Here is a 20,221-nt window from a genome sequence, read left to right as displayed (position 1 = left end):
GGTGGGGGTGTCCGATTCGTTCAATACATGCGACGGGCGAACTGAATACGTTGCTCTCGTGGACGAGGGAACGGTGTGATGAGGATCGGGATCGGTTTGCCGGCGGCGGTGCCTGATGCGGACAGCCGGTTGCTCGGGGAGTGGGCCGCAGAGGCTGAGGCTGCGGGATTCGCTTCCGTCGGTGTGATCGACCGGCTGGTGTACGACAATCTCGAGCCGTTGACTGCGTTGGCCGCGGCCGCCGCTCGTACGTCGAAGGTGGAGTTGCTGACGACTGTGCTCAACGTCGGCTGGCGGAACAACGCCGTACTGCTCGCGAAACAGCTGGCGTCGGTCGATCAGCTCTCCGGCGGCCGGCTGACCGCCGGACTCGGTCTTGGCGGCTGGCCTGAAGACTTCGCTGCCAGCGGAGCTTCCAGAGACGGGTTGGGGACGTTGTGGACAGCGACGCTGGAGACGTGGCGACAGGTGTGGGCGGGCAAGCTGAGCGGCGCAGGTGGGCCGATGACCCAACTGCCCGCGGAGAGGCCCGGGTTGCTGTTCGGCGGGCTGGCGCCCGCCGCCTATCGGCGAGCTGCTCTGCACGGCCAGGGCTGGGTGGCGCCGCTGTTCGGAACATCCACACTCGAGCAGGGTGCGAACGCCGTACGCACGGCGTGGCAGGAAGCGGGCCGGATCGGTCGGCCGCGTATCGTCACCGGCCGCTATTTCGCCCTCGGTGCTGATGCGGACTCTGTCGCCGAGGAGTACATCCGGCACTACTACGGCGACGCGTTCTTCGACGCCGCCCGTGCTGACACACTGACCAGCCCAGGCCAACTCCACGACCACCTGACCGCTCTTCGCGCTGCCGGCGCGACCGATGTCGTCCTGTACCCGTCGTCCGCGAAGCTGCACCAGGTCGGCCTACTGGCGGAAGCCGTGTCGACCGCAGCGGCTCGTTGACGACACATGGCAAGCGAGCGGGTGGGTGAAGCTGCTGGGAGCATGGAGAGATGGTGAGCGCGGAGGAGATCGGCGAGGGGCTTCGGCGGTTGGGGTTGGGGCGGTCGTCGAGTGTGATCGTGCATGCTTCGCTGAAGTCGTTCGGGTACGTCGACGGGGGCGCGGAGGCGGTGTGCGAGGCGCTGACCGGGACGTGCGGGACCGTGCTGGCGCCGGCCGGGACCTGGGACTTCCCCGGCATCGGAGCACCGCCCGGAACCGCCCGGCCGTACAACGCGTACGACCCCGCGCCGACCTGGGAAGCCTTCGACGACAGACTCGCCCGAGCAACCGCCTTCAGCTGCGACCTGCCGATCGACCGCGCGCTCGGGCGCATCCCGGAGACGTTGAGGCTGACACGTTCACCCGCGCGGACCTCACACCCGCTGTTCTCCTACATCGCCGTCGGTCCCGCGGCCGATCAGGTGCTCTCAGCGCAACGCCTCGACTGGCCGCTCGGCCCGATCGAAGAGCTGGGCAGGCTGGACGGCGATGTACTCCTCCTAGGCGTCGACCACACCTCGAACACCACCATCCACGTCGCCGAGCAACTCCTCGGCCGGTCCTGCTTCTACCGCTACGCGAAGACCGGCGAACGTGTCTGGTCCGAGTTCGCCAACATCCCCGGCGCGAGCCACGCGTTCGACACCATCGAGCCGACTGTCCGGCCGGCGACCCGCGAAACCCACATCGGCCCCTGCCGAGCGCGCACGATCCCGATCCGCGACGTACTGGCTGCCACCCGCGAACTGATCCTCAGCGACCCTGCCGCCCTCCTCTGCAGCGACACCAGCTGCAGATGCACCGCCGCCCACCAGCAACGCCTGGCTAGCCTTCGAGAACAGTGAGGTCGCGTTCGGCGTAGAGCCGGTGTTGCCATTCCTCGTTGAGCACGATGAGGAGACACTCGCGAACGGGGTAGCTGACGGAGTCCGGCCAGCCGGGTTCGGGCACCGGGGTGGTGTGGGCGTCGAGCTGCTCCTCGGTGAGCTGGTCGACGTACCGCCGTACCGTCGCCATCCGGTCCTTGCGCAGGGCAAGTACTTCGTCCAGCGACGGGCGGACGACGCGATCGCGCGGAACATTCGGTACGTCGGCCATCTGGTCGAACGGCAGGTCGAGCGGGTGCCACGGCCGCGGATCGCCCAGGATCACCCGCCGTACCCAAGCATCGGTCGCGAACACCAGGTGCCGCAGCGTCTCGATGAACGACCACTCGCCGTCGACGCTCTCGTGCAACCGCTCCGGCGGCAGCGCGCGGGCTCGCTCGACGGTTCCGTCCCACAGCCGTTCGAGAATGTCCCACGCCGTACGGAATCCTGCCGGATCGGCCGGCCGCATCTTCGCGCGATCCGGGTAGCGGCGGTCCAGTTCGGCGTACACGTACGGCGCCACGTCGACTCCGTTGATGACCAGGTCCTCGATGTCGCCGTCGATCGTCATGTGGCCGAGTTCCACGCCGCGCATTCGCGTGCCGGTCAGTGTCACCCGCTCGAACCGCGCGTCGCGCAGATCCACGTCGCGGACCAGCGCCTCAGTCAGATCGAGTCGCTCGATCCGCTTGCCCGATGTCCCGTCCATGAAGCCCATGCCCTCACGGTAGGACAGGTTCCGGACGTTCTGCTTCCGGAACGCCGACCTCTGGTCGCGTGCCGCCGGCCGGGTTACATTGCCAGGGCGTGAGGCCTGGGGGAACTGGTCCATCCGCCCGTGGGGGGAACAATGCGTGTGTTCCGTCGTGGCGCCGTCGGCGCCGTCAGTCTGGCCGCGACCTTCGGTCTGGTCGCCGCTCAACCGGTACCGGCCGGGGCCGTTCCGATCGAGGAGACGTACGCGAAGCTCCTGGTCAAGAAGGTCACCGGAGAGAACGCGAAGCAGCACATGGTCGCCTTGCAGGCGATCGCCGACCGCAACGGCGGCAACCGCGCCGTCGGGACCAAGGGGTACGACGAGTCGGCGGCCTACGTGGCACTGCGTCTCGAGGAGGCCGGCTACAAGGTCACGCTCGACCCGATCAACTTCGTCGAAGCCTGGGTGGAGAACAGCCCGCCCGTGCTGGCACAGACGGCGCCGGTCGCCAAGACGTACACCGCGAACGCCGACTTCTTCACCTTCCAGCCGTCGCCCGCGGGTGACGTGACCGCGCAGGTCCAGGCCGTCGACCTCATCCTGCCGCCTACCCCGGCGCCGTCGTCCACCAGCGGCTGTGAGACCTCCGACTTCGCCGGGTTCGTCCCGGGTCGGATCGCGCTCATCCAGCGCGGCACCTGCCCGTTCGCGACGAAGGTGCGCAACGCCGGGTTCGCCGGTGCCTCCGGGATCATCATCTTCAACGAGGGCCAGCCGGGCCGAACCGACGCGTTCCCGCTGGACATCGGCGAGTGGCGGGCCGGCATCCCGATGGTGTTCGCCAGCTTCGCCGTCGGCAACGAGTTGGCCGCGAACCCGGGTACGACGGTCCGCCTGAAGGTCGACTCCACCCTGACGCTCGGAGTCGACCACAACGTGATCGGCGAAACCCGCAAGGGCGACCCGGACAACGTGGTCATGCTCGGCGCCCACCTCGACAGCGTCGAGGCCGGTCCGGGGATCAACGACAACGGTTCGGGTACGGCGGCCATCCTGGAGACCGCGATCCAGCTGGGCAACTTCCCGGTCAAGAACAAGGTCCGGTTCGCCTTCTGGGCCGCCGAGGAAGTCGGGCTGCTCGGGTCCGACCAGTACGTCGAGGGCCTGACCGCCGCCGAGCGGGACGACATCAGGCTGTACCTCAACTTCGACATGGTCGCGTCGCCGAACTACGCCTACAAGCTGTACGACGGTGACAACTCAGACGCGACCGGCGCACCGGCCGGACCGCCCGGATCGGCGCAGATCGAGAGCCAGTTGGCGAGCTTCTTCACCAGCCGCGGCCTGGCCACGGTCGGCACGGACTTCGACGGCCGCTCCGACTACGGTCCGTTCATCGCGGTCGGCATCCCCGCCGGCGGCATCTTCACCGGAGCCGAAGGCATCAAGACCCCGGCCGAAGCGGCCCTCTTCGGCGGTACGGCGGGAGTCGCGTACGACGTCTGCTACCACCAGGCCTGCGACACCCTCGCCAACCCCAACCTCACCGCCCTCGACGTCAACGCCGACGCCATAGCCGACTCCACCGCCCGCTACGCCTTCAACCTCACCTCGATCCCGTAACGGGAAAAACGCCGGTGCCTCGGCCACTGACGCCGAGGCGCCGGCGCCTTCCTCAGTGGGTCGACAGCGACTTGGTGAACATGAGGGCGGCGGCGTCGTCAATGGGGATGGATCGACCGGGCGGGACAGGTTGGTTGTCGTACATGAGGCCGCGGCCGTCGGGGAGATAGCCGCGGCGGACGTACATGCGCTGGGCTTGGCCGTAGTCGGCGTACAGACCGACTCCGATGCCGACGACGGGGGACCGTTCGGCGACGCGTGCCTCGGCGGCGTCCATCAGGGCGGTGCCGATGCCGCGGCGACGGTACTGCGGGAGCACGTTGAAGTCCTGGATCTCAGGGATCCCGTTGAAGTACGACGACTCCCAGCGCACGGTCACATAGCCGGCGAATCGGTCGTCGACCGTCGCGACCAGCACATCGCACACCCCGGCGCGCTGCTCAACCAGGTACTTCTCGTACTGCGCCACCGGCTTGTCCCACCCCAACGCGGTGAAGGCCGCCGAGATCACCTCCGGATCGTCGTCCCGCAACGCGCGAATCGCGTACGCCATCACCAGCTCCTTCCGGTCGCGACTCGCAGCGTAACCGGCCGCCCGTTGCCCGGTCGTCCAGTTTTCCGGGGCGGCGGAGTCGTAGCCCGAAGAAGCAGACGAGGGCGTCATCCTCGGACGACGCCCTCGCCTTTCGGTGAGTGACTCAGCTGTACGCTCCCGCGGGGTCGAGCAGGAACGCCAGGTCGTCGGGCTGGTCGATGCGGTAGCTCCCGCTGGCGTTGCAGTTGTAGTTCAGGCCGAACGACGTCACCGCGACGATGATGTTCTGCTCCGCGATCGCGGGCGTCGTGATGTCGAACGTCGGACCGCCGGAGTCACCGAAACAGGTTCCGCCGGTGGTCGAACCGCCCTGGGCGTGGGAGAACATCACCGCGATGTCGCGCAGACCGTAGGCGCCCCGGAAGCTGATCAGCCGACGGTCGGCCTTCCGGCGGGTGTCACCGCCGAACGAGAACTTCGGCCCACTGTCCTCGAGCCCGTAACCGACCGACTCGAACAACGCGCGCTGCTTGGCCTTCCCGGCGTACCGGTCGAGGTAGTCGGGGGTGGGCAGCGAGCCGTACTCGGCGAGTTCGATCGGCTCGGACAGTTCGACGACACCGAGGTCGTGGAGCAGGAAGGCTGCGTCGACGTACTCGGGATGCGTGAACGTCGACTCTGCCTCGGACCATTCGTCACTGGCATCGAGCAGTGCGGACCACGTCTCGTAGCGCTCCTGGTTGCCGTCGGGCACGAAGGTGGAACTCGGCGGGAGGATCGAGTAGTCGGGCGCCTCGGAGACCGAGAACCAGACGTCCGTCCCGCCGAACAGCGGGTTGGCCGGTGCGACACCCTCCACGCCGACGGCGTACGTGCAGTGCCCGGCCGTCACGACCGTGTCCTCGTCGATGAGGGTGCCGGTGCAGTTGAACCAGGCCCCGGGGTCCTCGAAGCGCGGGTCGACCGCGGTCGGGACGTAGAACAGCAACTGCCCGACATACGGGTGCTCACCGTTGTCGGGCTCACCGCCGACAATGGCGCCGGCAGGCGCGGTCGACGTGACCAGCAAGGCAAACGCGGCCAGAACGGCGCAACTACGCAACAAGTTCCTCATGAGTCGCACGCTCCCTCGAGTGGACTGTCCCAGCACGGTACGCCGACAAGTAACGCCGTACCAGACCATGAACTCCCAGCAACACAAGGCATTCCAGGCCACCACCTACCGGTTGCGATCAGCTGTGAACAGAACACTCACAGCAACCACCCGAACGTCGACAAGTAGAGGACAGGGGCTGGCCGGTATGGCTCGTAGGGTCGGGGTATGACAGTGAGCGAGCAGCAGCGGGTGACGGGTGAACGGGCCGACATCTTGGACTTTCTCGGGAAGCATCGGTACTTCCTGCGGTACACGGCGGAGGGGCTGTCCGACGAGCAGGCGAACACCCGGAGTACCGTCAGCGCGCTGACGGTGGGTGGTTTGATCAAGCACGTCACCGCGGTCGAGCGGCGGTGGGCCGAGTTCGCGGAGTCCGGTGCCGGCGAGGAGACGCCCGAGGACAACGAACTCACCCCGGAGTTGATCGCCGAGTGGGAGAGGCAGTTCCGTCTCGCCGAGGGGGAGACGCTGGCCGGCGTACTGGCGGAGCACGAGAAGGTCGCGGCCGCCACCGACGAACTCGTCCGCACTCTCGATCTCGACAAGACCTACGAACTCCCGGCCGCCCCGTGGCAACCACCGGGCGTCTTCTGGTCGGTTCGCCGCGTCTTCTTCCACATCGCCGCCGAAACCGCCCAGCACGCCGGCCACGCCGACATCATCCGCGAATCCATCGACGGCCGGAAAACCATGGGCTGACCAGCCGCCAGTGCACGACGAGGGCGCCACCCGGTCGGGTGACGCCCTCGATCACTGATTCAGTACGCCGGGCTTTCGGTGTGCCGGCTCTGGATGGGTTGTCAGTGCCCGCCGTCGTTGGCGGCCGGGCGGATGATGAGTTTGTTCGTGTGGTCCTCGGCATAGCAGTGCGCCACGCCGGAGCGGCCGTCCGAGGTGCTGACGGTGATGGTGGCGAGGTAGGGAACCACGACGCCCCGCTCGGTGATGCCGTCGAAGGTGTCCGACTCCTGGATGCGGCTGCCGATGCGGTGCAGTTCGACGTTGATCGTGAGCTCGCCGATCTGCTGCCCGCTGACGAGATCGACGAGTGGCGACGTGGCGCCGGCTTTGTGGCCGGGCAGGTTCAGGAAACCCTCTGCCTCTTGTGGGTTCACGCCGTCGTCGATCACGACGTCGTACCGCACGTCCGGTCGATCGTTGCTGAGCGCCACTTGACCGTTCGGAAGCCCTTCCAGGTCGCAGATCGCCGACTCGAAATCGGAGTCCGCGGAGATCGCGGCACTGGGATTGGTGGTCATCACGTCGAACGTGATCACCTCCGAGGTGCAGTCGTCGTCGTTCGCCAGAACGGTGTACCCAGGTACGGTCACCGGGCCGACGTCGACGCGGTAGTCGGTCGTGGTGACCGTTCCGGTCGTCCAGCTGTTACCGCTTCGCTCCTTGAGCTCCTCCGTTACCGGTGCCGCCAACGGAGTCCGGATTGCCTCGACCGACGCAAGGCCGAGCGGCTCACGCGTGTTGAAGTCGTAGAGCATGACTTCAGCTTCGAACGAGCCGTCGCCGGCGAATACCGCAGTACCGCCGTCGCCCTCCGAGACCATGCTGTAGTCCGGAGTCTCCACGAACATGAACGACCCCGAGGCGCCGTCGAGGGTGTTCGCCGAGGCGCCGAAGAAGACGTAGTCACCTTCTGCTGTCTCGAACACACACGAGACCGAGGTGACAGTGTTGAGGATCCGCGTCGGCGAATCCGCGCTCGCTGTCGGCGCGGCGACCAGTCCGGCGGCCAGCAAACCCAACCCACACAGCAAGGACCGTACTTTCACAAAGCTCCCCCTCCACAAACCTGGCCGGAGGAACGAGTGACCCCAGGTCGCCAGACCCGGCCCCCCACTCGACCCCCCGAGATGACGGCTCCCCCAGAAGCCTTGACGAAATCCTACAACCCAACAGCCCACCTAAGAAACAAATTTCCGTACGCCGTTACGGCCGAGCTGCGCATCTGACCTCGGCGCAGGACAGAAGCGCTACCTCTGGTGGATGATTCTCAGGTGCGCGCCCACCGTTCGGAAGTCCCCCGGTGGGTTTCGACTGTCATAGCTGGCGTCGTGTTCGGGGTCGGCATGGGGACCTTTATGAAGCTCGACGGATCGAGCTGGGTGGCGGCCGGAGTGGGGGCGCTTGTTACTGGGATTCCGTTCGGTCTGGCGACGGGTTGGTGGAGCACGAAGTGGCAACGTTCGATGAAGGAGGCCGAGGGTGATCTCCCGGCCGACAAGGTCGAGCTGGCTCACCGTGCCGCGGCGGGTGGGCCCGTACCCGACGATGAGGAGGTCCGGTCGGCAGCGCTCCGCATCGCCTCTCAGCACTTGGCTGGCTACACCGGAAAGATGCGCAGACCGTCCATCGTCCTGATGGTGCTGTTGCTGGCCGGCTCTGTCGTTGGCGCCATAACCGAGTCCCCGTGGACATTGCTCGGTGCGGTGGTCCCCGTCTTCATCCTGTACACCCAGTGGTACTACCCACGGCAACTTCGCCGCCGCATCACGTTGCTCTCCGAGGCGACCGACGACACAGCTCTCTAGCATGCGAGGACAGCGCCACCCTCATGCGCGCGGCTACACGCCTTGACCGGTGGACTTCTCGAACCGCACGCGGTCGGCAGTGCCCACGGCGATCGTCTCGTCGACGTACTGCCGGGTTGATCGGGTAAGGAATCGGAGATCGGCGTTCTTGATCTCCCGGTACGCCGGAGCCGTTTCGCCGGTGCGGTCGGCCGCACCTCCGTTACGGATCCAGTCGGCCACGGCGGTGCCCTGGTCCCGGACCGCGTTCCACCGCGCGCGGGTCATCGGCCCGATGCCTGCCTCGATCGTCTCAACCACCTCTGGTGGCGTCTCCGGCCAAGAGCACCAGTTACTCACCACTTCGATCAGGCCGAGCGTGAGCGCGTGGTCGAGCTTGGCGCCGGGCTCGTGGTCGAGATTCGCACCCGCCAGGGCATCTTCGGCGATGGCGAGGGAGGTCACCACGGGAGCCGCGTCACCCTGGTCAATCGCTGGACACAGCCGATGCTGGGCAAGGTGCCCGAGTTGCAAGTACGGCGTGGGAGCGTCGGCGAGGGACGGCCGGAACCACCGCAGGCTCTTGGACAGGCGTCGAAGTACGTCTTCGGTAGGGTCGGCCGGGCGGCGAAAGATGCTCACCGCCCCAACCTTATGGCGCAACCCTGATGCGCTCGTTTTGGCCGCCGGCAACCTACGGCGCTGACCCTTCAAGCCCGAGAAGGAGTGGCACCTGGATCCGCCGGGTCGGTCCTCGCATCGCACTCCGTCGGGATCCGTGGGTCAGAATGTGGCGATTGGGTTGACCGGGCTGCCGGATGTTCCGGCGAAGCGGAGGGGGGCGACTGTGAGGTGGAAGTCCCACTGGTCGAGCGCGGCAGCCGTTGTCGCGCACACCTCCAGGTCGCAGTTGTCGAGCAGCCAGAGACCCATCGCGACGAGGCTCACGGCGTGAATCGGCATCAACACGCCTTCGTACCCCGACGGCTGAACGTCCTGGGGGGTGTCGGCGGCGATCAGCGCGACCTCCCGTTCGTGCAGCCACGGCAGACAGGACGCGTGCCAGCCGGCCTGCGTGAAGCCGTGCGTCGCACCGGCCTCGTGCCGGACGCGGCCGTAGCCGGTCCGCAGGAGCACCGCATCGCCGGACCGCACCCGCACACCCTGGCGACGCTCGGCCTCCTCGAGGTCGTCGGGAAACACACCCTCGCCCGGTTCCAGCCACGGCACGCCGCGGACCCTCGCAATGTCCAGCAGGACACCACGCGTGACGATCCCGTTCGCCGCCGCGGTGACGGCCGCCCACCCCGATCCCGTTGCGGCGTCGACCAGCGAGTGTGACCGGCCGTTGTACATCGTGCCGTCCCAGAAGATGTGGCACGGCGAGTCGACGTGGGTGATCGTGTTGCCGTGGAACATGATGCCGAGCCGCTCGTTCGAAAAGCCCCAGTGCCGGTCGTTGCGGAATCCGGGCACCGGCATGTTCTCGGCGCCCGGCATGTCGGCGGCGCACGGGCACGTCGTCGTCGATCGCTCCATCTCTTCCGGTACGGCGACCTCCCATGCGCACGACACGCTCCTGCCGTGGCGCACGGCCCGCGCCGCCGCCAGCCGAACGTCGTCGGTGATGAAGTTCAACGTGCCGAGTTCGTCGTCGTCGCCCCACCGTCCCCAGTTCGAGAGCGTGTCGAAGTACCCGAGCACGTCGTCCCCCGTGGGTATCGGTCGCCCCGCTGTCATCCCAACATCAACTCCTCCGGTCACGCGGTTCGAGGCACGCTATAGCAACCTGCCCCTGTCCCCGGCCAGTCGCTGCAGTGCTCCGGGTCGTGCATCAACATGCGGACATCTTGCGCACAGCGGCAGGCGCGCGGGGATCGGTTCGACGGGGAAATTACGAGCGTTGGGGCGTGGAAGGTGCCAGGATGCCGGGCATGGTTGCGCGCGCGCTGAGCTTCGGGACGGTGGCGGAGGCGTACGAACGGTTCCGGCCTGGGTATCCAGTGGAGCTCCTCGATCTGGTGATGGCGTACGCCGGTGGGCCGATCCGGACCGCCCTCGAGTTCGGCGCCGGGACAGGCAAGGCAACGCGGCTGTTCGCGCAGGGAGGGATCGCGGTCACGGCGACAGACCCTGACCCGGCCATGCTTGCGGAGCTGCGCAAACACCTGCCGGCAAACGTCACCACCGTGCAAGCCGCATTCGAGGACCTGCCGCTGGATTCGTCGTACGAGCTGGTGTATTCGGCTGCCGCGCTCCATTGGACCAACCCTGAAGGCCGGTGGGCCCGCATGGCCGCGCTCGTCCAACCGGGTGGTGTGTTCGCCTCGTTCGGTGTACCGGTCCAGCTGGCCGACCCGGCCCTCAAGGCGGCCGTGCGCGCGGCACGTGCGCCGTACCTGGAGGACGACGGGGTCCCGTCGCCCGACGGCACACCTGCGGATCGCCCGATGCAATGGCCCGGCACGGAGCTCCAGCAGTCCGAGTGGTTCACCGATGTCCGGCAGTCGGTGATCGAACGGCGCGTGACGGTGACCGCCCACGACTACATCGGACAACTCTCGACGGTCTCGGCGTACGTGATGCTCCCGCCCGCCGACCGAGAACAGGTCTTCCGCCGAATCCTCCAGGTCCTCCCCGACACCGTGGAACTCAACGCCGAGATCCATGTCCACCTCGCCCGCCGCCACCACGATCGATCTTGACCTGATAGTCCGAAGAACGCACCACACAAGGCGAGGGCCCCACCGATGGTGGAGCCCTCGGTCTGTGGAAAGGCTCAGGCGTCAGCCGGGAACGGAACGCCGGTGTTGCTGTGGCAGCGGTAGCCGTTGGGGTTCTTGTGGAGGTACTGCTGGTGGTAGGGCTCGGCGTAGTAGAAGGTGGTGGCCGGGGCTATTTCGGTGGTGATGGGGCCGTAGCCGCGGTCGGCGATGACGGGGGCGTAGAGGTCCCGGGTGCGCTCGGCCTCGGCGCGCTGGGCGTCGGTGGAGTAGTAGACGGCGGAGCGGTACTGGGAGCCGAGGTCGTTGCCCTGGCGCATGCCCTGCGTCGGGTCGTGGGTCTCCCAGAAGACCTTCAGCAGGTCGGTGAAGGTGGTCTTCTCCGGGTCGTAGACGATCCGGACCGCCTCGGTGTGGCCGGTGCCGCCGGTGCAGACTTCCTCGTACGTCGGGTTGGGCGTGTACCCGCCGGCGTACCCGACCGCGGTCGTGTAGACCCCGGGCTGCTGCCAGAAGATCTCCTCGGTGCCCCAGAAACACCCGGTGCCGAACCAGACCTCCTCGAACCCCTCCGGGGCGGCGGCGGTCTGCGGCGTACCGAGAACGATGTTCTCCGCCGGGACGGAGAACGCAGGCTCCGGCCGGCCGGGCAGGGCGGCCGCGGGCTCGACCAGGGCTGTGTTGCGCTTGAAGAACGACATCTCACGCCTCTCGCAGTGTGACTCTCATAGTCTCCCAACGCCCCCACCCGGGCGAACCTTCCCCCAGCCCATTACGGGACGCGAACGTCAGGCGATCATGGCGGCTGGGCGGCGTGGTGGGGACCCGGTCGTCAGAGCGGCGTAGGAGTCGGCCAGGCGGCGTACGCCGTCGCGCAAAGCATCCGGGTCGAGGGTGAAGGGCAGGCGGATGAAGGACTCGAGGCCGCCGTCGGGGGAGAAACGGGAGCCAGCGACGAGCAGTACGCCGTTCCGCTGCGCCACGCCGACCAGCGACGAGCCCACCGGCTCCGGCAGCTCGCACCACAGCGAGAGCCCACCACCTGGCAACTGGAACCGCCACGACGGCAGGAACTCGGTCAGCGCCGCCACCAACGCGTCCCGCCGGCGAGCGAGGTCGAGCCGCCGTTCCGGCAGGATCGTCGACCGCCGCTGCAGCAGCCCGGCGACCACCAGTTGATCCAGCACCGGCGCACCCAGATCCATCGACGCCTTCGCGTCGAGGACGCGCGCGATCAACGGCTCCGGCACCCGCATCCACCCGATCCGCAGCCCGCCCCAGAACGACTTGCTGACCGAACCGACCGTGATCACCCCGGCCGGGTCGTACGACGCGAACGGCGGCGGCATCTGCTGCCCGTCCAGCGACAGCTCGAACAGCGTCTCGTCCACGATCGCCGTGGCCCGGGCGCGCGCGAACGCGATCGCCAGTCGCTGCCGGTCGGCGGCGGACATCAGCCATCCGGTCGGGTTCTGGAAGTCGACCACCAGCCAGGCCGCCCGCGGCGACGACTGCCTGATCGTCGCCTCCAACAAGGGCAGGTCCCAGCCACCAGGACTCGTCGGTACGGCGACCACGCGGCAACCGCTGCGCCGGATCGAGTCCACCGAGTTCGGGTGGGTCGGGCTCTCGGTCAGTACCCGGTCGCCGATCTGGGTGATCGCCCGGACCGCGATCGACGTCGCCGCCAGCGCGCCCGAGGTGACGATGATCTGGTCCGGCGACGTGGGCAGCCCGCGTTCCTCGTACGCGGCCGCGATCTCCTCCCGCAGTACCGGCAGACCCTGCGGGTGATACCCGGGCGTCGCGAGGTGCACCGGCAGATCCGCCGTCGCCTCCGCGACCGCAGAAGCGATCCCGGGTACGGCGCTGGGCGCGGCGCACGTGAAGTCGTACAGACCGTCGGTGTCGATCCCCGGAGCGTGGTGCCGGCCGAGTTCGGGCTCGATCCTCGACGGGAGAGCGGTCACGCTTCCGGAGCCGCGGCGCGACAGCAGGTAGCCGCTGTCGCGGAGTTCCCGGTACGCCGAGGCGACCGTCGTACGGCTGACACCGAGAGCGTCGGTCAGTTCGCGCTCACTCGGCAGCCGCGACCCGGGCATGATCCGCCCGTCCGCGATCAGCAACCGGAGCCGCTCGGCGAGCAGTTTGTACGCCGGCCCGGCCCCGTCGGACCAGGTCGCGAGCAGGCCGGAGAGAGTGCTGGCCGGGAGATATTGCCCCTTCATGCAGTCCACTATCGCGCAATTGGCTATCGAACGCCAGGCCACTTGCTCTCAGACTTGAGGACGTGACCGCCACTTCCGAAGCCCCACCCCGCCAACTCGCCGCACTGAACCCGATCCAGCAGTTGAAAGCAGGCCACCTTCCCCGGCGCCTGGTCCAGCTGTACGTCGGCCTGACCCTGTACGGCGCCTCGATGGGCCTGATGATCCAGGGCAACCTCGGCCTGGACCCGTGGGACGTGCTGCACTCGGGTATCACCAAGCACCTGCCGCTGAGCTTCGGCACGGTGGTGATCGCGATGAGTTTCGTGGTGCTGCTGGCGTGGATCCCGCTGCGGCAGTGGCCCGGTCTCGGCACGATCAGCAATGCCATCGTGATCGGCCTGGTCACCGACCTGACGCTGGCCACCGTGGACCGGCCGGACGAACTCTGGCTGCAGATCGTCTTCATGCTCGCCGGTGTCGTGGTCAACGCGCTCGCCGGTGCCCTCTACATCGGCGCGCAGTTCGGCCCGGGTCCGCGCGACGGGCTGATGACGGGCCTGGTACGGCGTACCGGCCTCAGCGTCCGCCTGGTCCGGACCACGATCGAGCTGACCGTGCTCGCAGCCGGCATCCTCCTCGGCGGCGTGATCGGTGTCGGCACTGTCGTCTATGCCCTGGCCATCGGCCCGCTCGTCCACATCCTGCTGCCGATCTTCACGGTCCGGCTGAAAGCTCAATAGCTGAACGGGTCCCGGACCAGCCGGGACCCGTTCTCGCAGGACCCCTCTGCCTGCGGTCTGAGGAAATCAGCCCACCGTCTCCAGTTGGCGTTCTTCCGGCGTTCTCGCCGAGGGCCTGATCCGGCGCGGCCACCAGGCCCGGGGCCCGAGCAGTGCGGTGACACTCGGGACCAGGAAGATCGACATCAGGAACGCGGAGATCACGATGCCGGCCGCGACCGAGAAGCCCATCTCGGTGAGCAGCGCCATCCCGGCCAGCATCAGCGACGAGAAGGTGCCGGCCAGGATCAGTCCGGCCGCCGCCACCGACGGACCGCCGTGCTCGATCGCCAGGTCGGCCGCCTCCCGCGGCGCGGTACCGGCCTCGGCCTCCTCGCGCAGCCGGGCGATCATCAGGATGTTGTAGTCGGTGCCGATGGCAACGACGAACAGGTACAGCATGATCGGCAGCGAGAACGTCACCCCGGCGTGCCCCGCGGCGCCCTGGAACACCAGCACGGTCGCGCCGATCGAGCTGAAGAAGCTCAGCACCACCGCGACCATCAGCACCAGCGGCGCCAGCAGCGACCGGAGCAGCAACGCCAGGATGATCGCGATCAGGCCGCCCGCGACCGGGAAGATGACCGAGAGGTCCCGGCTGTTCGCGTCCCGGATGTCGGTGTAGCTCGCGGTGACGCCGCCGAGCAGTGTGGTCGTGCCGTCCGGTGCCTCGGCGTGCGCGACGTCCCGGAGCTTGCCGTCGACCAGGTCCAGCGACGCGGTCGCGTACGGCGCGCCACTCAGTACGACGTTGATCTGGGCAACGGTCTTGTCCTGGTTGAGCAGGGCCAGGCTGCCGTCCGGGCCGGCCGGGAGCACGGCACCGACACCTTCCACCTGGGCCAGCTTTCCGGCGTACGTGGTGAGTTCGGCCGGGTCGAGCGGTGTGCCGTCGGTGCTGCGGACGTAGACGTTGGTCGGGTTCAGCGCGCCGGCCGGGAAGCCGGCCTGCAGGTCCTTGATCGCGCGGGCGGACTCGGTGCCGTCCGGGAGCTGGCTGAACGCGTCGTAGTCCACCTTCATTCCCAGCGTGCCGAGGGCGAGCGCGACCATCAGGCCGCCGGACACCGCGGCCACCACGGCGGGGCGACGGGCGGTGAACCGGCCGAACCGCTTGAACATCGCGCCCTTCGGCGCCTTCTGCCACGACTTCGACGGCCAGAACACCTTCGGGCCGAGCAGCGAGACCACCGCCGGGATCAGCGTGATCGCTGCGAACGCCATCACCGCCACTGCGATCGCCAGGCCCGGACCGAGGCTCTTGAACCCGCCGAAGACAGCCAGCAGGAGGGCGCTGAAGGCGACGATGATCGCGCCCGCGGCCGAGACGATCACCTCGGCGACCCGGCTGGTCGCGTGGACCAGGGCTTCCTTCGGCTGCTCGCCGGCGCGGAGGCGCTCGCGGTAGCGGAACAGCAGGAACAGGATGTAGTCGGTCCCGACGCCGTACAGCACGACGGTCAGGATGGTCTGCAGATCCTGGGTCACCTGCAGGTCGAAGGCCTTCGCGGCCAGCGCGATCAGACCGGGAGCGATCGCGGACACCAGGCCGATCGTGAGGATAGGCAGCAGCGCCGCGACCGGGCTGCGGTAGATGACCAGCAGCAGGCCGATGATCAGTACGACGGTCGCGATGCCGACCACCACGAACGCGTTCTCGAAGGCGTCCTGGTTGTCGAGGAACAACGCGGCGTCGCCGGTCACGCCGTACTCGAGACCACTGCCGCTCAGCGTCGGGCCGGTCAGGTCGCGGATCTTCTGGACCGCGTCCAGCACGGCCTGGTCGTCGGGCAGGCCCTTGAGGCCGACGCTGACGATCTGGACCTGCTTGTTCGGCGAGACCGCCTGCGGTCCGGTGATCGCGCCGGTGACCCGGTCGATCTTCGCCGCGGTGATCTTGGTTGCCAGTTCGGTCACCTTGGCCTGGTCGGCCGCGGTCAGCTCGCCGCCGGAGCCGCGCTTGACCACGATGCTGGCAGTGGCGTCGTTGGTCTGCCCGAACGCGTCCGCTGCCAGCTTCTGGGCCTGCACCGACTCGTACTTGTCGGGCAGGAAGGCCGCCTGGTCCTTGTTCGTCACGTCGGCGAGCGTCGGCGCGAACGCGACCACGGCCACCGCCGCGATCACCCAGGCGGCGATCACCTTCCACGGGTTGTGGACGACGAATCGTCCGAGTTTGGTGAACACCCGAGCCCTCCTGAGGGTCTGTCTACCTGCCGGTCGGTTGATAGACTACCTGCCGGTCGGTAGGTAGGTGAAATGAGAGGGTGGTGGCGTGCAGCACACGACGAACCCCCGTGACCGGATCAGAGACACCAAGGCGGAGATCCACCGCGCCGCCGTCGAGCTGTTCTCGACCCAGGGCTACGAGAAGACGAGCCTGCGCGAGATCGCCGAGCGGGTCGGCATCACCAAGGCCTCGCTGTACTACCACTACTCGTCCAAGCAGGAGCTGCTCCGCGCGATCATCGGCACCTTCATGGACGACATCTCGCGAGTGCTCAGCCTGGTCGACGAGCTGCCCTGGTCGCCGGAGACCGAGCGCGAACTGCTCGGGGCGTACGTCGACGTCGTGATCGCGCACCGGTCGACCGGTCCCACGCTGCTGCGCGACGTCGCCGCCGTACTGGCCGCGTTCGGGGACGACCTGGACAAGCTGATCGCGCAGAGCCGGCGCTTCCAGCTCTGGCTGGCCGGCCCCGACCCGTCACCCGCCGACCGTCTCCGCGCCGCCGCCGCGGTCGAAACCGTCGGGGCCGCGATGTCCACGGAGCTCGACCTCGGCGTGACCGACGCCGAGATCCGCGCCGTACTCCTCGACGCCGCCACCGCCATCCTCGCCCGCCGCGGCACCCCGGCCTCCTGAAGACTGTCGGTGCCCAGGATTAGGGTCGCCCCGTGAGCTTTCAGTTCTCGGCACCGCTGTGGCAGTACCCGGGCGAGAGTGGCTGGCACTTCATCTCGGTGCCGCCCGAGATCAGCGACGACATCGCGCATCTCACCGCCGCCACCCGGCACGGTTTCGGCTCGGCCCGGGTCACCGTGACCATCGGCAACACCACCTGGCAGACCTCGGTCTTCCCGGACAGCAAGTCGGGCACCTACCTGCTTCCGGTCAAGAAACCCGTGCGTACGGCCGAGCAGCTGACCGCGGGCGTCGAGGTGGAAACCCGGTTGGAGTTGGCTGACCTGTAGCGGGCAGGGGGCTGCGGAGAGTTCACTTGGCGTTCAGGTGAGGCAGACGTTGCGGTGGTTAGCGTTTGGCGCATTCCGGTCGAGTGGAGGGGTGTCATGCGAAGGTTGCTGATCGCGCTGGTGATGATGGCCGGCGCCGGTACGGCGGGAGCGCTGCCGGCGGATGCGGGCGGGCAGGAGCCGCTGCGGGTGGCGACGTACAACGCGAGCTTGAACCGGGGTGCGGCCGGCCAGTTGGTGGCGGACCTGAGTACCGGGGCCAACGCGCAGGCCAGGGCGGTCGCCGAGGTGATCCAGCGGACGCGGCCCGATGTGCTGCTGATCAACGAGTTCGACTACGTGCCGAACCAGCAGGCCGCGAACCTGTTCCGGACCAACTACCTCGCGGTCGGGCAGGGTGGCGCGGCGCCGATCAACTACCCGTACGTGTACGTCGCGCCGTCCAACACCGGGATCCCGAGCGGCTTCGACCTCAACAACGACGGGCGGATCGCCGGCGGTGACGACGCCTTCGGGTTCGGGGCGTTCGAGGGACAGTTCGGCATGGTCGTCTACTCGCGCTATCCGATCGACACCCAGAACGTGCGGACGTTCCAGCTCTTCAAGTGGAAGGACATGCCCGGCGCGCTGCTGCCGGACAACCCGGCGACACCCGCGCCCGCCGACTGGTACTCGCCGGCCGAACTCGAGGTGTTCCGGCTGTCCAGCAAGTCGCACTGGGACGTGCCGATCAAGCTCGGCAAGCGCACCGTGCATTTCCTCGTGTCGCACCCGACCCCGCCGACCTTCGACGGCGCCGAGGACCGCAACGGGCGGCGGAACCACGACGAGATCCGGTTCTGGGCCGACTACGTGCAGCCGGGCAAGCGCTCGTCGTACATCTATGACGACAACGGCCGGTACGGCGGTCTGCGGCCAGGTGCCCCGTTCGTCATCGCCGGCGACCAGAACAGCGACCCCGTCGACGGCGACTCTGTGCCGGGTTCGATCCAGCAGTTGATCGAGCACCCGCGGATCATCGACCCCTTGCCGACGTCGGCCGGTGCCGTCGAGGCCGCCGTACTGCAGGGTGGGGCGAACGCGTCGCACGAGGGTGATCCGAAGTACGACACCGCGGACTTCGCGGACAACCCGGCTCCGGGGAACCTGCGGGCCGACTACGTGCTGCCGTCGCGGCAGTTGAAGCCGTTGGGGGCGGGCGTGTTCTGGCCGGTGCAGGCGGATCCGCTGTCCCGGCTGACCGGGGTCTTCCCGTTCCCGACCAGCGACCATCGGCTGGTCTGGGTCGACGTACGCGTGCCTGGCCGGCACTGAGGGTCTGAGCCCGGGGACCTGGTCCCCGGGCATTGCAGTGTGACTAGCGGGACAGCTCCGCCTCGTGGGCGAGTTGCGGGCGGCTGGTGGCGTTGGGCCGGCCCTGCCCGGTGGTGAGGAGGTTCTGCAGGCTGGTGTTGATGTAGAAGTCCCAGCCCTTGCGGCAGAGTTCGAAGCACTCGTACTCGGGGACGAGGCCGTGGTGGGTGAAGGCGAGCTGGGTCCGGTCACCGCGGCGGACGATCTCGAAGGTGATCGTCGTGCCGGTCCACTCGGTGTCGTCCTCGGTGAAGTTGAAGTGATTTTCGAGGACCAGCCAGGAGACCTTCTGCTGCGGAATCACTTCGGTGACGCGCAGTTTGGCGCGGTGAACGTCCTCGAAGTGGTAGTCGAACTCGTCGCCGACGTCGCTCGTGGGGCCGTCGATCTCTTCCGACCACCAGGCGCGCGGGTCGGTGACGGCGGCGAAGACGTCCTGCGGGGTGCGGTCCACCGTGAAGGTGGTGGTGAAGCTCTGGTCGTCCATGGTGTTCTCCGTTCGGGGCCTTGCGGCGAAGTCGGCATTTGAGGGTCGGGGCGTTCGAGGGTTCGCGCAATCGAGGGTTTGAGCGGTCGAGGTCTTTGAGCTTCGAGCGGTCGAGGTTTGATGCCGCAGTCAGCAGTCAGCAGTCAGCAGTCAGCAGTCAGCAGTCAGCAGTCAGCAGTCAGCGGTCTAGGTGGTCTTTGAGGGCGTCGAGGCGGGAGTCCCAGTCACGGGCCAGCGCGGCCAGGAACTGCTGGGCCACCTGCATCGGCGCGGACCGCAGGCGGAACCGCACGCGGCGGCGTTCACCGTGTTCCGCCGTCACAAGACCGGCGTCGGAGAGCAGTGTCAGATGCTTGGCGATCGCCTGCCGGGTGATCGGCAGGCGGTTCGCCAGGTCCGTGGCGGTCGCCGGACCGCCCGACGCCAGCGTGGCAAGAATGCTGCGCCGACTCGGATCGGCCAGCGCGACGAACACCTGCTCCGCCACCGCCTCCATCTCCGCGCGGCTCGAGCCCCCCACCGGACTCCCGCCGGCCGGTGGGGTCGGCTCGGGCTGCTGGGTGTCAGGCGGCATCGAGGTATTCGACCAGTTCGTCGATCTCGGAGGCCCAGCCCTCTGTGTTGGCCTCGAACGCCTTGCGGTACTCGTCCTCCGGCAGTTGGGCGAACCCGGTCTCGACCACAGTCAGCCGGGTCCCGGCGTCGATCGGCTCGAGCGTGAACTCGACATACGTACGGCGCGGGTCGTCCGCAGGCAGACCGTAGATGTGCCAGGTGAACCCGAACGTGGTCGGCTCCTCGACCCGTTCGATCCGCATCTCGGCCTGGTCACCGCTGTTCCACGTCATCTGCGCTGACCCACCCGGCCGCAGGTCGACCGTCGCCTGGTGCCCGAACCACGTCCCCAGCCCCTCGGCCGTAGTCAACGCCGCCCACACCTTCGCCGGCGGATGCCCGATCTCCACAGTCCGCTCAATCCGATCCGGAAACCCCATCACAACCTCCACAAGTAGCAACCAACCAGTTGCCACTAAATCTATTGCAACCCCCCAGTTGCGTCAAGGCTCGCGCCGGAACGCGAG

General features: G+C 68.0%; 22 protein-coding genes. 10 read left to right on the top strand and 12 right to left on the bottom strand.

Annotated elements, in window-relative coordinates:
- Positions 1-78 precede the first annotated feature (78 nt).
- Both ACYVOK_RS28350 and ACYVOK_RS28345 read left to right on the top strand, forming a co-directional pair.
- A complete protein-coding gene (locus tag ACYVOK_RS28350; RefSeq protein WP_460665605.1) occupies positions 79-945 on the top strand; it encodes an LLM class flavin-dependent oxidoreductase in 867 nt (288 codons plus the stop codon).
- A gap of 50 nt (positions 946-995) precedes the next feature.
- On the top strand, positions 996-1,832 hold the full coding sequence (locus tag ACYVOK_RS28345) for an AAC(3) family N-acetyltransferase (protein ID WP_460665604.1): 837 nt from the start codon (positions 996-998) through the stop codon (positions 1,830-1,832).
- Here the strand turns inward: ACYVOK_RS28345 and ACYVOK_RS28340 are convergent.
- Complete coding sequence (locus tag ACYVOK_RS28340; protein ID WP_460665603.1) at positions 1,813-2,574, bottom strand: DinB family protein; 762 nt, start codon at positions 2,572-2,574, stop codon at positions 1,813-1,815. The genes ACYVOK_RS28345 and ACYVOK_RS28340 overlap by 20 nt on opposite strands.
- 132 nt (positions 2,575-2,706) lie before the next feature.
- Here ACYVOK_RS28340 and ACYVOK_RS28335 point away from each other — a divergent pair, with 132 nt between their 5' ends.
- Complete coding sequence (locus ACYVOK_RS28335; protein WP_460665602.1) at positions 2,707-4,176, top strand: M28 family peptidase; 1,470 nt, start codon at positions 2,707-2,709, stop codon at positions 4,174-4,176.
- Positions 4,177-4,228: 52 nt separating this feature from the next.
- Here the strand turns inward: ACYVOK_RS28335 and ACYVOK_RS28330 are convergent, their stop codons facing one another.
- Positions 4,229-4,729: a GNAT family N-acetyltransferase gene (locus tag ACYVOK_RS28330; RefSeq protein ID WP_460665601.1), complete on the bottom strand. Its 501-nt coding sequence runs from the start codon at positions 4,727-4,729 to the stop codon at positions 4,229-4,231.
- Between the two features lie 145 nt (positions 4,730-4,874).
- A complete protein-coding gene (locus ACYVOK_RS28325; RefSeq protein ID WP_460665600.1) occupies positions 4,875-5,825 on the bottom strand; it encodes a S1 family peptidase in 951 nt (316 codons plus the stop codon).
- Between the two features lie 207 nt (positions 5,826-6,032).
- On the opposite strand from ACYVOK_RS28325, the gene ACYVOK_RS28320 reads away from it, so the two are divergent.
- Positions 6,033-6,566, top strand: a complete 534-nt coding sequence (locus ACYVOK_RS28320) for a DinB family protein (RefSeq protein ID WP_460665599.1) — start codon at positions 6,033-6,035, stop codon at positions 6,564-6,566.
- A gap of 101 nt (positions 6,567-6,667) precedes the next feature.
- Here ACYVOK_RS28320 and ACYVOK_RS28315 read toward each other — a convergent pair whose 3' ends face one another.
- Positions 6,668-7,654 (bottom strand): hypothetical protein, encoded by a 987-nt coding sequence (locus tag ACYVOK_RS28315; RefSeq protein ID WP_460665598.1) that lies wholly within the window; start codon positions 7,652-7,654, stop codon positions 6,668-6,670.
- 210 nt (positions 7,655-7,864) lie between these two features.
- Between ACYVOK_RS28315 and ACYVOK_RS28310 the strand changes: the two genes are divergently transcribed.
- Positions 7,865-8,413 (top strand): hypothetical protein, encoded by a 549-nt coding sequence (locus ACYVOK_RS28310; protein WP_460665597.1) that lies wholly within the window; start codon positions 7,865-7,867, stop codon positions 8,411-8,413.
- Between the two features lie 33 nt (positions 8,414-8,446).
- Here the strand turns inward: ACYVOK_RS28310 and ACYVOK_RS28305 are convergent, their stop codons facing one another.
- A complete protein-coding gene (locus tag ACYVOK_RS28305; protein ID WP_460665596.1) occupies positions 8,447-9,034 on the bottom strand; it encodes a hypothetical protein in 588 nt (195 codons plus the stop codon).
- Positions 9,035-9,175: 141 nt separating this feature from the next.
- Complete coding sequence (locus ACYVOK_RS28300; protein ID WP_460665595.1) at positions 9,176-10,132, bottom strand: cyclase family protein; 957 nt, start codon at positions 10,130-10,132, stop codon at positions 9,176-9,178.
- A 185-nt stretch (positions 10,133-10,317) separates the two neighbouring features.
- Between ACYVOK_RS28300 and ACYVOK_RS28295 the strand changes: the two genes are divergently transcribed.
- The gene (locus tag ACYVOK_RS28295) at positions 10,318-11,097 is read left to right on the top strand and encodes a class I SAM-dependent methyltransferase (RefSeq protein WP_460665594.1); all 780 of its coding nucleotides are present in this window, start codon (positions 10,318-10,320) and stop codon (positions 11,095-11,097) included.
- A gap of 74 nt (positions 11,098-11,171) precedes the next feature.
- Here the strand turns inward: ACYVOK_RS28295 and msrA are convergent, their stop codons facing one another.
- Positions 11,172-11,816 (bottom strand): peptide-methionine (S)-S-oxide reductase MsrA, encoded by a 645-nt coding sequence (msrA, locus tag ACYVOK_RS28290; RefSeq protein ID WP_460665593.1) that lies wholly within the window; start codon positions 11,814-11,816, stop codon positions 11,172-11,174.
- A gap of 87 nt (positions 11,817-11,903) precedes the next feature.
- Positions 11,904-13,343 carry a MocR-like transcription factor YczR gene (gene yczR, locus ACYVOK_RS28285; RefSeq protein WP_460665592.1) on the bottom strand — a complete coding sequence of 480 codons (1,440 nt, stop codon included), beginning with the start codon at positions 13,341-13,343 and terminating at the stop codon, positions 11,904-11,906.
- Positions 13,344-13,405: 62 nt separating this feature from the next.
- Here yczR and yczE point away from each other — a divergent pair, with 62 nt between their 5' ends.
- Positions 13,406-14,065 (top strand): membrane protein YczE, encoded by a 660-nt coding sequence (gene yczE, locus ACYVOK_RS28280; RefSeq protein ID WP_460665591.1) that lies wholly within the window; start codon positions 13,406-13,408, stop codon positions 14,063-14,065.
- A gap of 66 nt (positions 14,066-14,131) precedes the next feature.
- Here the strand turns inward: yczE and ACYVOK_RS28275 are convergent, their stop codons facing one another.
- Entirely contained in the window at positions 14,132-16,291 is a 2,160-nt protein-coding gene (locus ACYVOK_RS28275; protein WP_460665590.1) for an MMPL family transporter, read from the bottom strand.
- A gap of 88 nt (positions 16,292-16,379) precedes the next feature.
- On the opposite strand from ACYVOK_RS28275, the gene ACYVOK_RS28270 reads away from it, so the two are divergent.
- The 3 genes from ACYVOK_RS28270 to ACYVOK_RS28260 all read left to right on the top strand — a co-directional run bounded on the left by ACYVOK_RS28270 (position 16,380) and on the right by ACYVOK_RS28260 (position 18,613).
- Positions 16,380-16,970 (top strand): TetR/AcrR family transcriptional regulator, encoded by a 591-nt coding sequence (locus tag ACYVOK_RS28270; RefSeq protein ID WP_460665589.1) that lies wholly within the window; start codon positions 16,380-16,382, stop codon positions 16,968-16,970.
- Positions 16,971-17,002: 32 nt separating this feature from the next.
- On the top strand, positions 17,003-17,299 hold the full coding sequence (locus ACYVOK_RS28265) for a DUF1905 domain-containing protein (protein ID WP_460665588.1): 297 nt from the start codon (positions 17,003-17,005) through the stop codon (positions 17,297-17,299).
- 96 nt (positions 17,300-17,395) lie between these two features.
- On the top strand, positions 17,396-18,613 hold the full coding sequence (locus tag ACYVOK_RS28260; RefSeq protein ID WP_460665587.1) for an endonuclease/exonuclease/phosphatase family protein: 1,218 nt from the start codon (positions 17,396-17,398) through the stop codon (positions 18,611-18,613).
- A 43-nt stretch (positions 18,614-18,656) separates the two neighbouring features.
- On the opposite strand, the gene ACYVOK_RS28255 is transcribed toward ACYVOK_RS28260, so the two are convergent.
- From ACYVOK_RS28255 to ACYVOK_RS28245, 3 genes are all read right to left on the bottom strand, one after another.
- On the bottom strand, positions 18,657-19,139 hold the full coding sequence (locus ACYVOK_RS28255) for an SRPBCC family protein (protein WP_460665586.1): 483 nt from the start codon (positions 19,137-19,139) through the stop codon (positions 18,657-18,659).
- A gap of 178 nt (positions 19,140-19,317) precedes the next feature.
- Complete coding sequence (locus ACYVOK_RS28250; RefSeq protein WP_460665585.1) at positions 19,318-19,713, bottom strand: ArsR/SmtB family transcription factor; 396 nt, start codon at positions 19,711-19,713, stop codon at positions 19,318-19,320.
- Positions 19,703-20,134: an SRPBCC domain-containing protein gene (locus tag ACYVOK_RS28245; RefSeq protein WP_460665584.1), complete on the bottom strand. Its 432-nt coding sequence runs from the start codon at positions 20,132-20,134 to the stop codon at positions 19,703-19,705. The genes ACYVOK_RS28250 and ACYVOK_RS28245 overlap by 11 nt, the downstream gene beginning before the upstream one ends.
- Between the last annotated feature and the right edge of the window lie 87 nt (positions 20,135-20,221).

Source organism: Kribbella swartbergensis, from assembly GCF_054784135.1.
Note: the sequence above shows the minus strand (reverse complement) of the source record. Positions and strands in the feature narration are given on the sequence as shown.

Excerpts from the sequence above, each read along its gene's own strand:
- ACYVOK_RS28350 (WP_460665605.1), top strand. The coding sequence starts at position 79 with ATGAGGATCGGGATCGGTTTGCCGGCGGCGGTGCCTGATGCGGACAGC.
- ACYVOK_RS28345 (WP_460665604.1), top strand. The coding sequence starts at position 996 with ATGGTGAGCGCGGAGGAGATCGGCGAGGGGCTTCGGCGGTTGGGGTTG.
- ACYVOK_RS28340 (WP_460665603.1), bottom strand. The coding sequence starts at position 2,574 with ATGGGCTTCATGGACGGGACATCGGGCAAGCGGATCGAGCGACTCGAT.
- ACYVOK_RS28335 (WP_460665602.1), top strand. The coding sequence starts at position 2,707 with ATGCGTGTGTTCCGTCGTGGCGCCGTCGGCGCCGTCAGTCTGGCCGCG.
- ACYVOK_RS28330 (WP_460665601.1), bottom strand. The coding sequence starts at position 4,729 with ATGGCGTACGCGATTCGCGCGTTGCGGGACGACGATCCGGAGGTGATC.
- ACYVOK_RS28325 (WP_460665600.1), bottom strand. The coding sequence starts at position 5,825 with ATGAGGAACTTGTTGCGTAGTTGCGCCGTTCTGGCCGCGTTTGCCTTG.
- ACYVOK_RS28320 (WP_460665599.1), top strand. The coding sequence starts at position 6,033 with ATGACAGTGAGCGAGCAGCAGCGGGTGACGGGTGAACGGGCCGACATC.
- ACYVOK_RS28300 (WP_460665595.1), bottom strand. The coding sequence starts at position 10,132 with ATGACAGCGGGGCGACCGATACCCACGGGGGACGACGTGCTCGGGTAC.
- ACYVOK_RS28295 (WP_460665594.1), top strand. The coding sequence starts at position 10,318 with ATGCCGGGCATGGTTGCGCGCGCGCTGAGCTTCGGGACGGTGGCGGAG.
- msrA (WP_460665593.1), bottom strand. The coding sequence starts at position 11,816 with ATGTCGTTCTTCAAGCGCAACACAGCCCTGGTCGAGCCCGCGGCCGCC.
- yczR (WP_460665592.1), bottom strand. The coding sequence starts at position 13,343 with ATGAAGGGGCAATATCTCCCGGCCAGCACTCTCTCCGGCCTGCTCGCG.
- ACYVOK_RS28260 (WP_460665587.1), top strand. The coding sequence starts at position 17,396 with ATGCGAAGGTTGCTGATCGCGCTGGTGATGATGGCCGGCGCCGGTACG.
- ACYVOK_RS28255 (WP_460665586.1), bottom strand. The coding sequence starts at position 19,139 with ATGGACGACCAGAGCTTCACCACCACCTTCACGGTGGACCGCACCCCG.
- ACYVOK_RS28250 (WP_460665585.1), bottom strand. The coding sequence starts at position 19,713 with ATGCCGCCTGACACCCAGCAGCCCGAGCCGACCCCACCGGCCGGCGGG.
- ACYVOK_RS28245 (WP_460665584.1), bottom strand. The coding sequence starts at position 20,134 with ATGGGGTTTCCGGATCGGATTGAGCGGACTGTGGAGATCGGGCATCCG.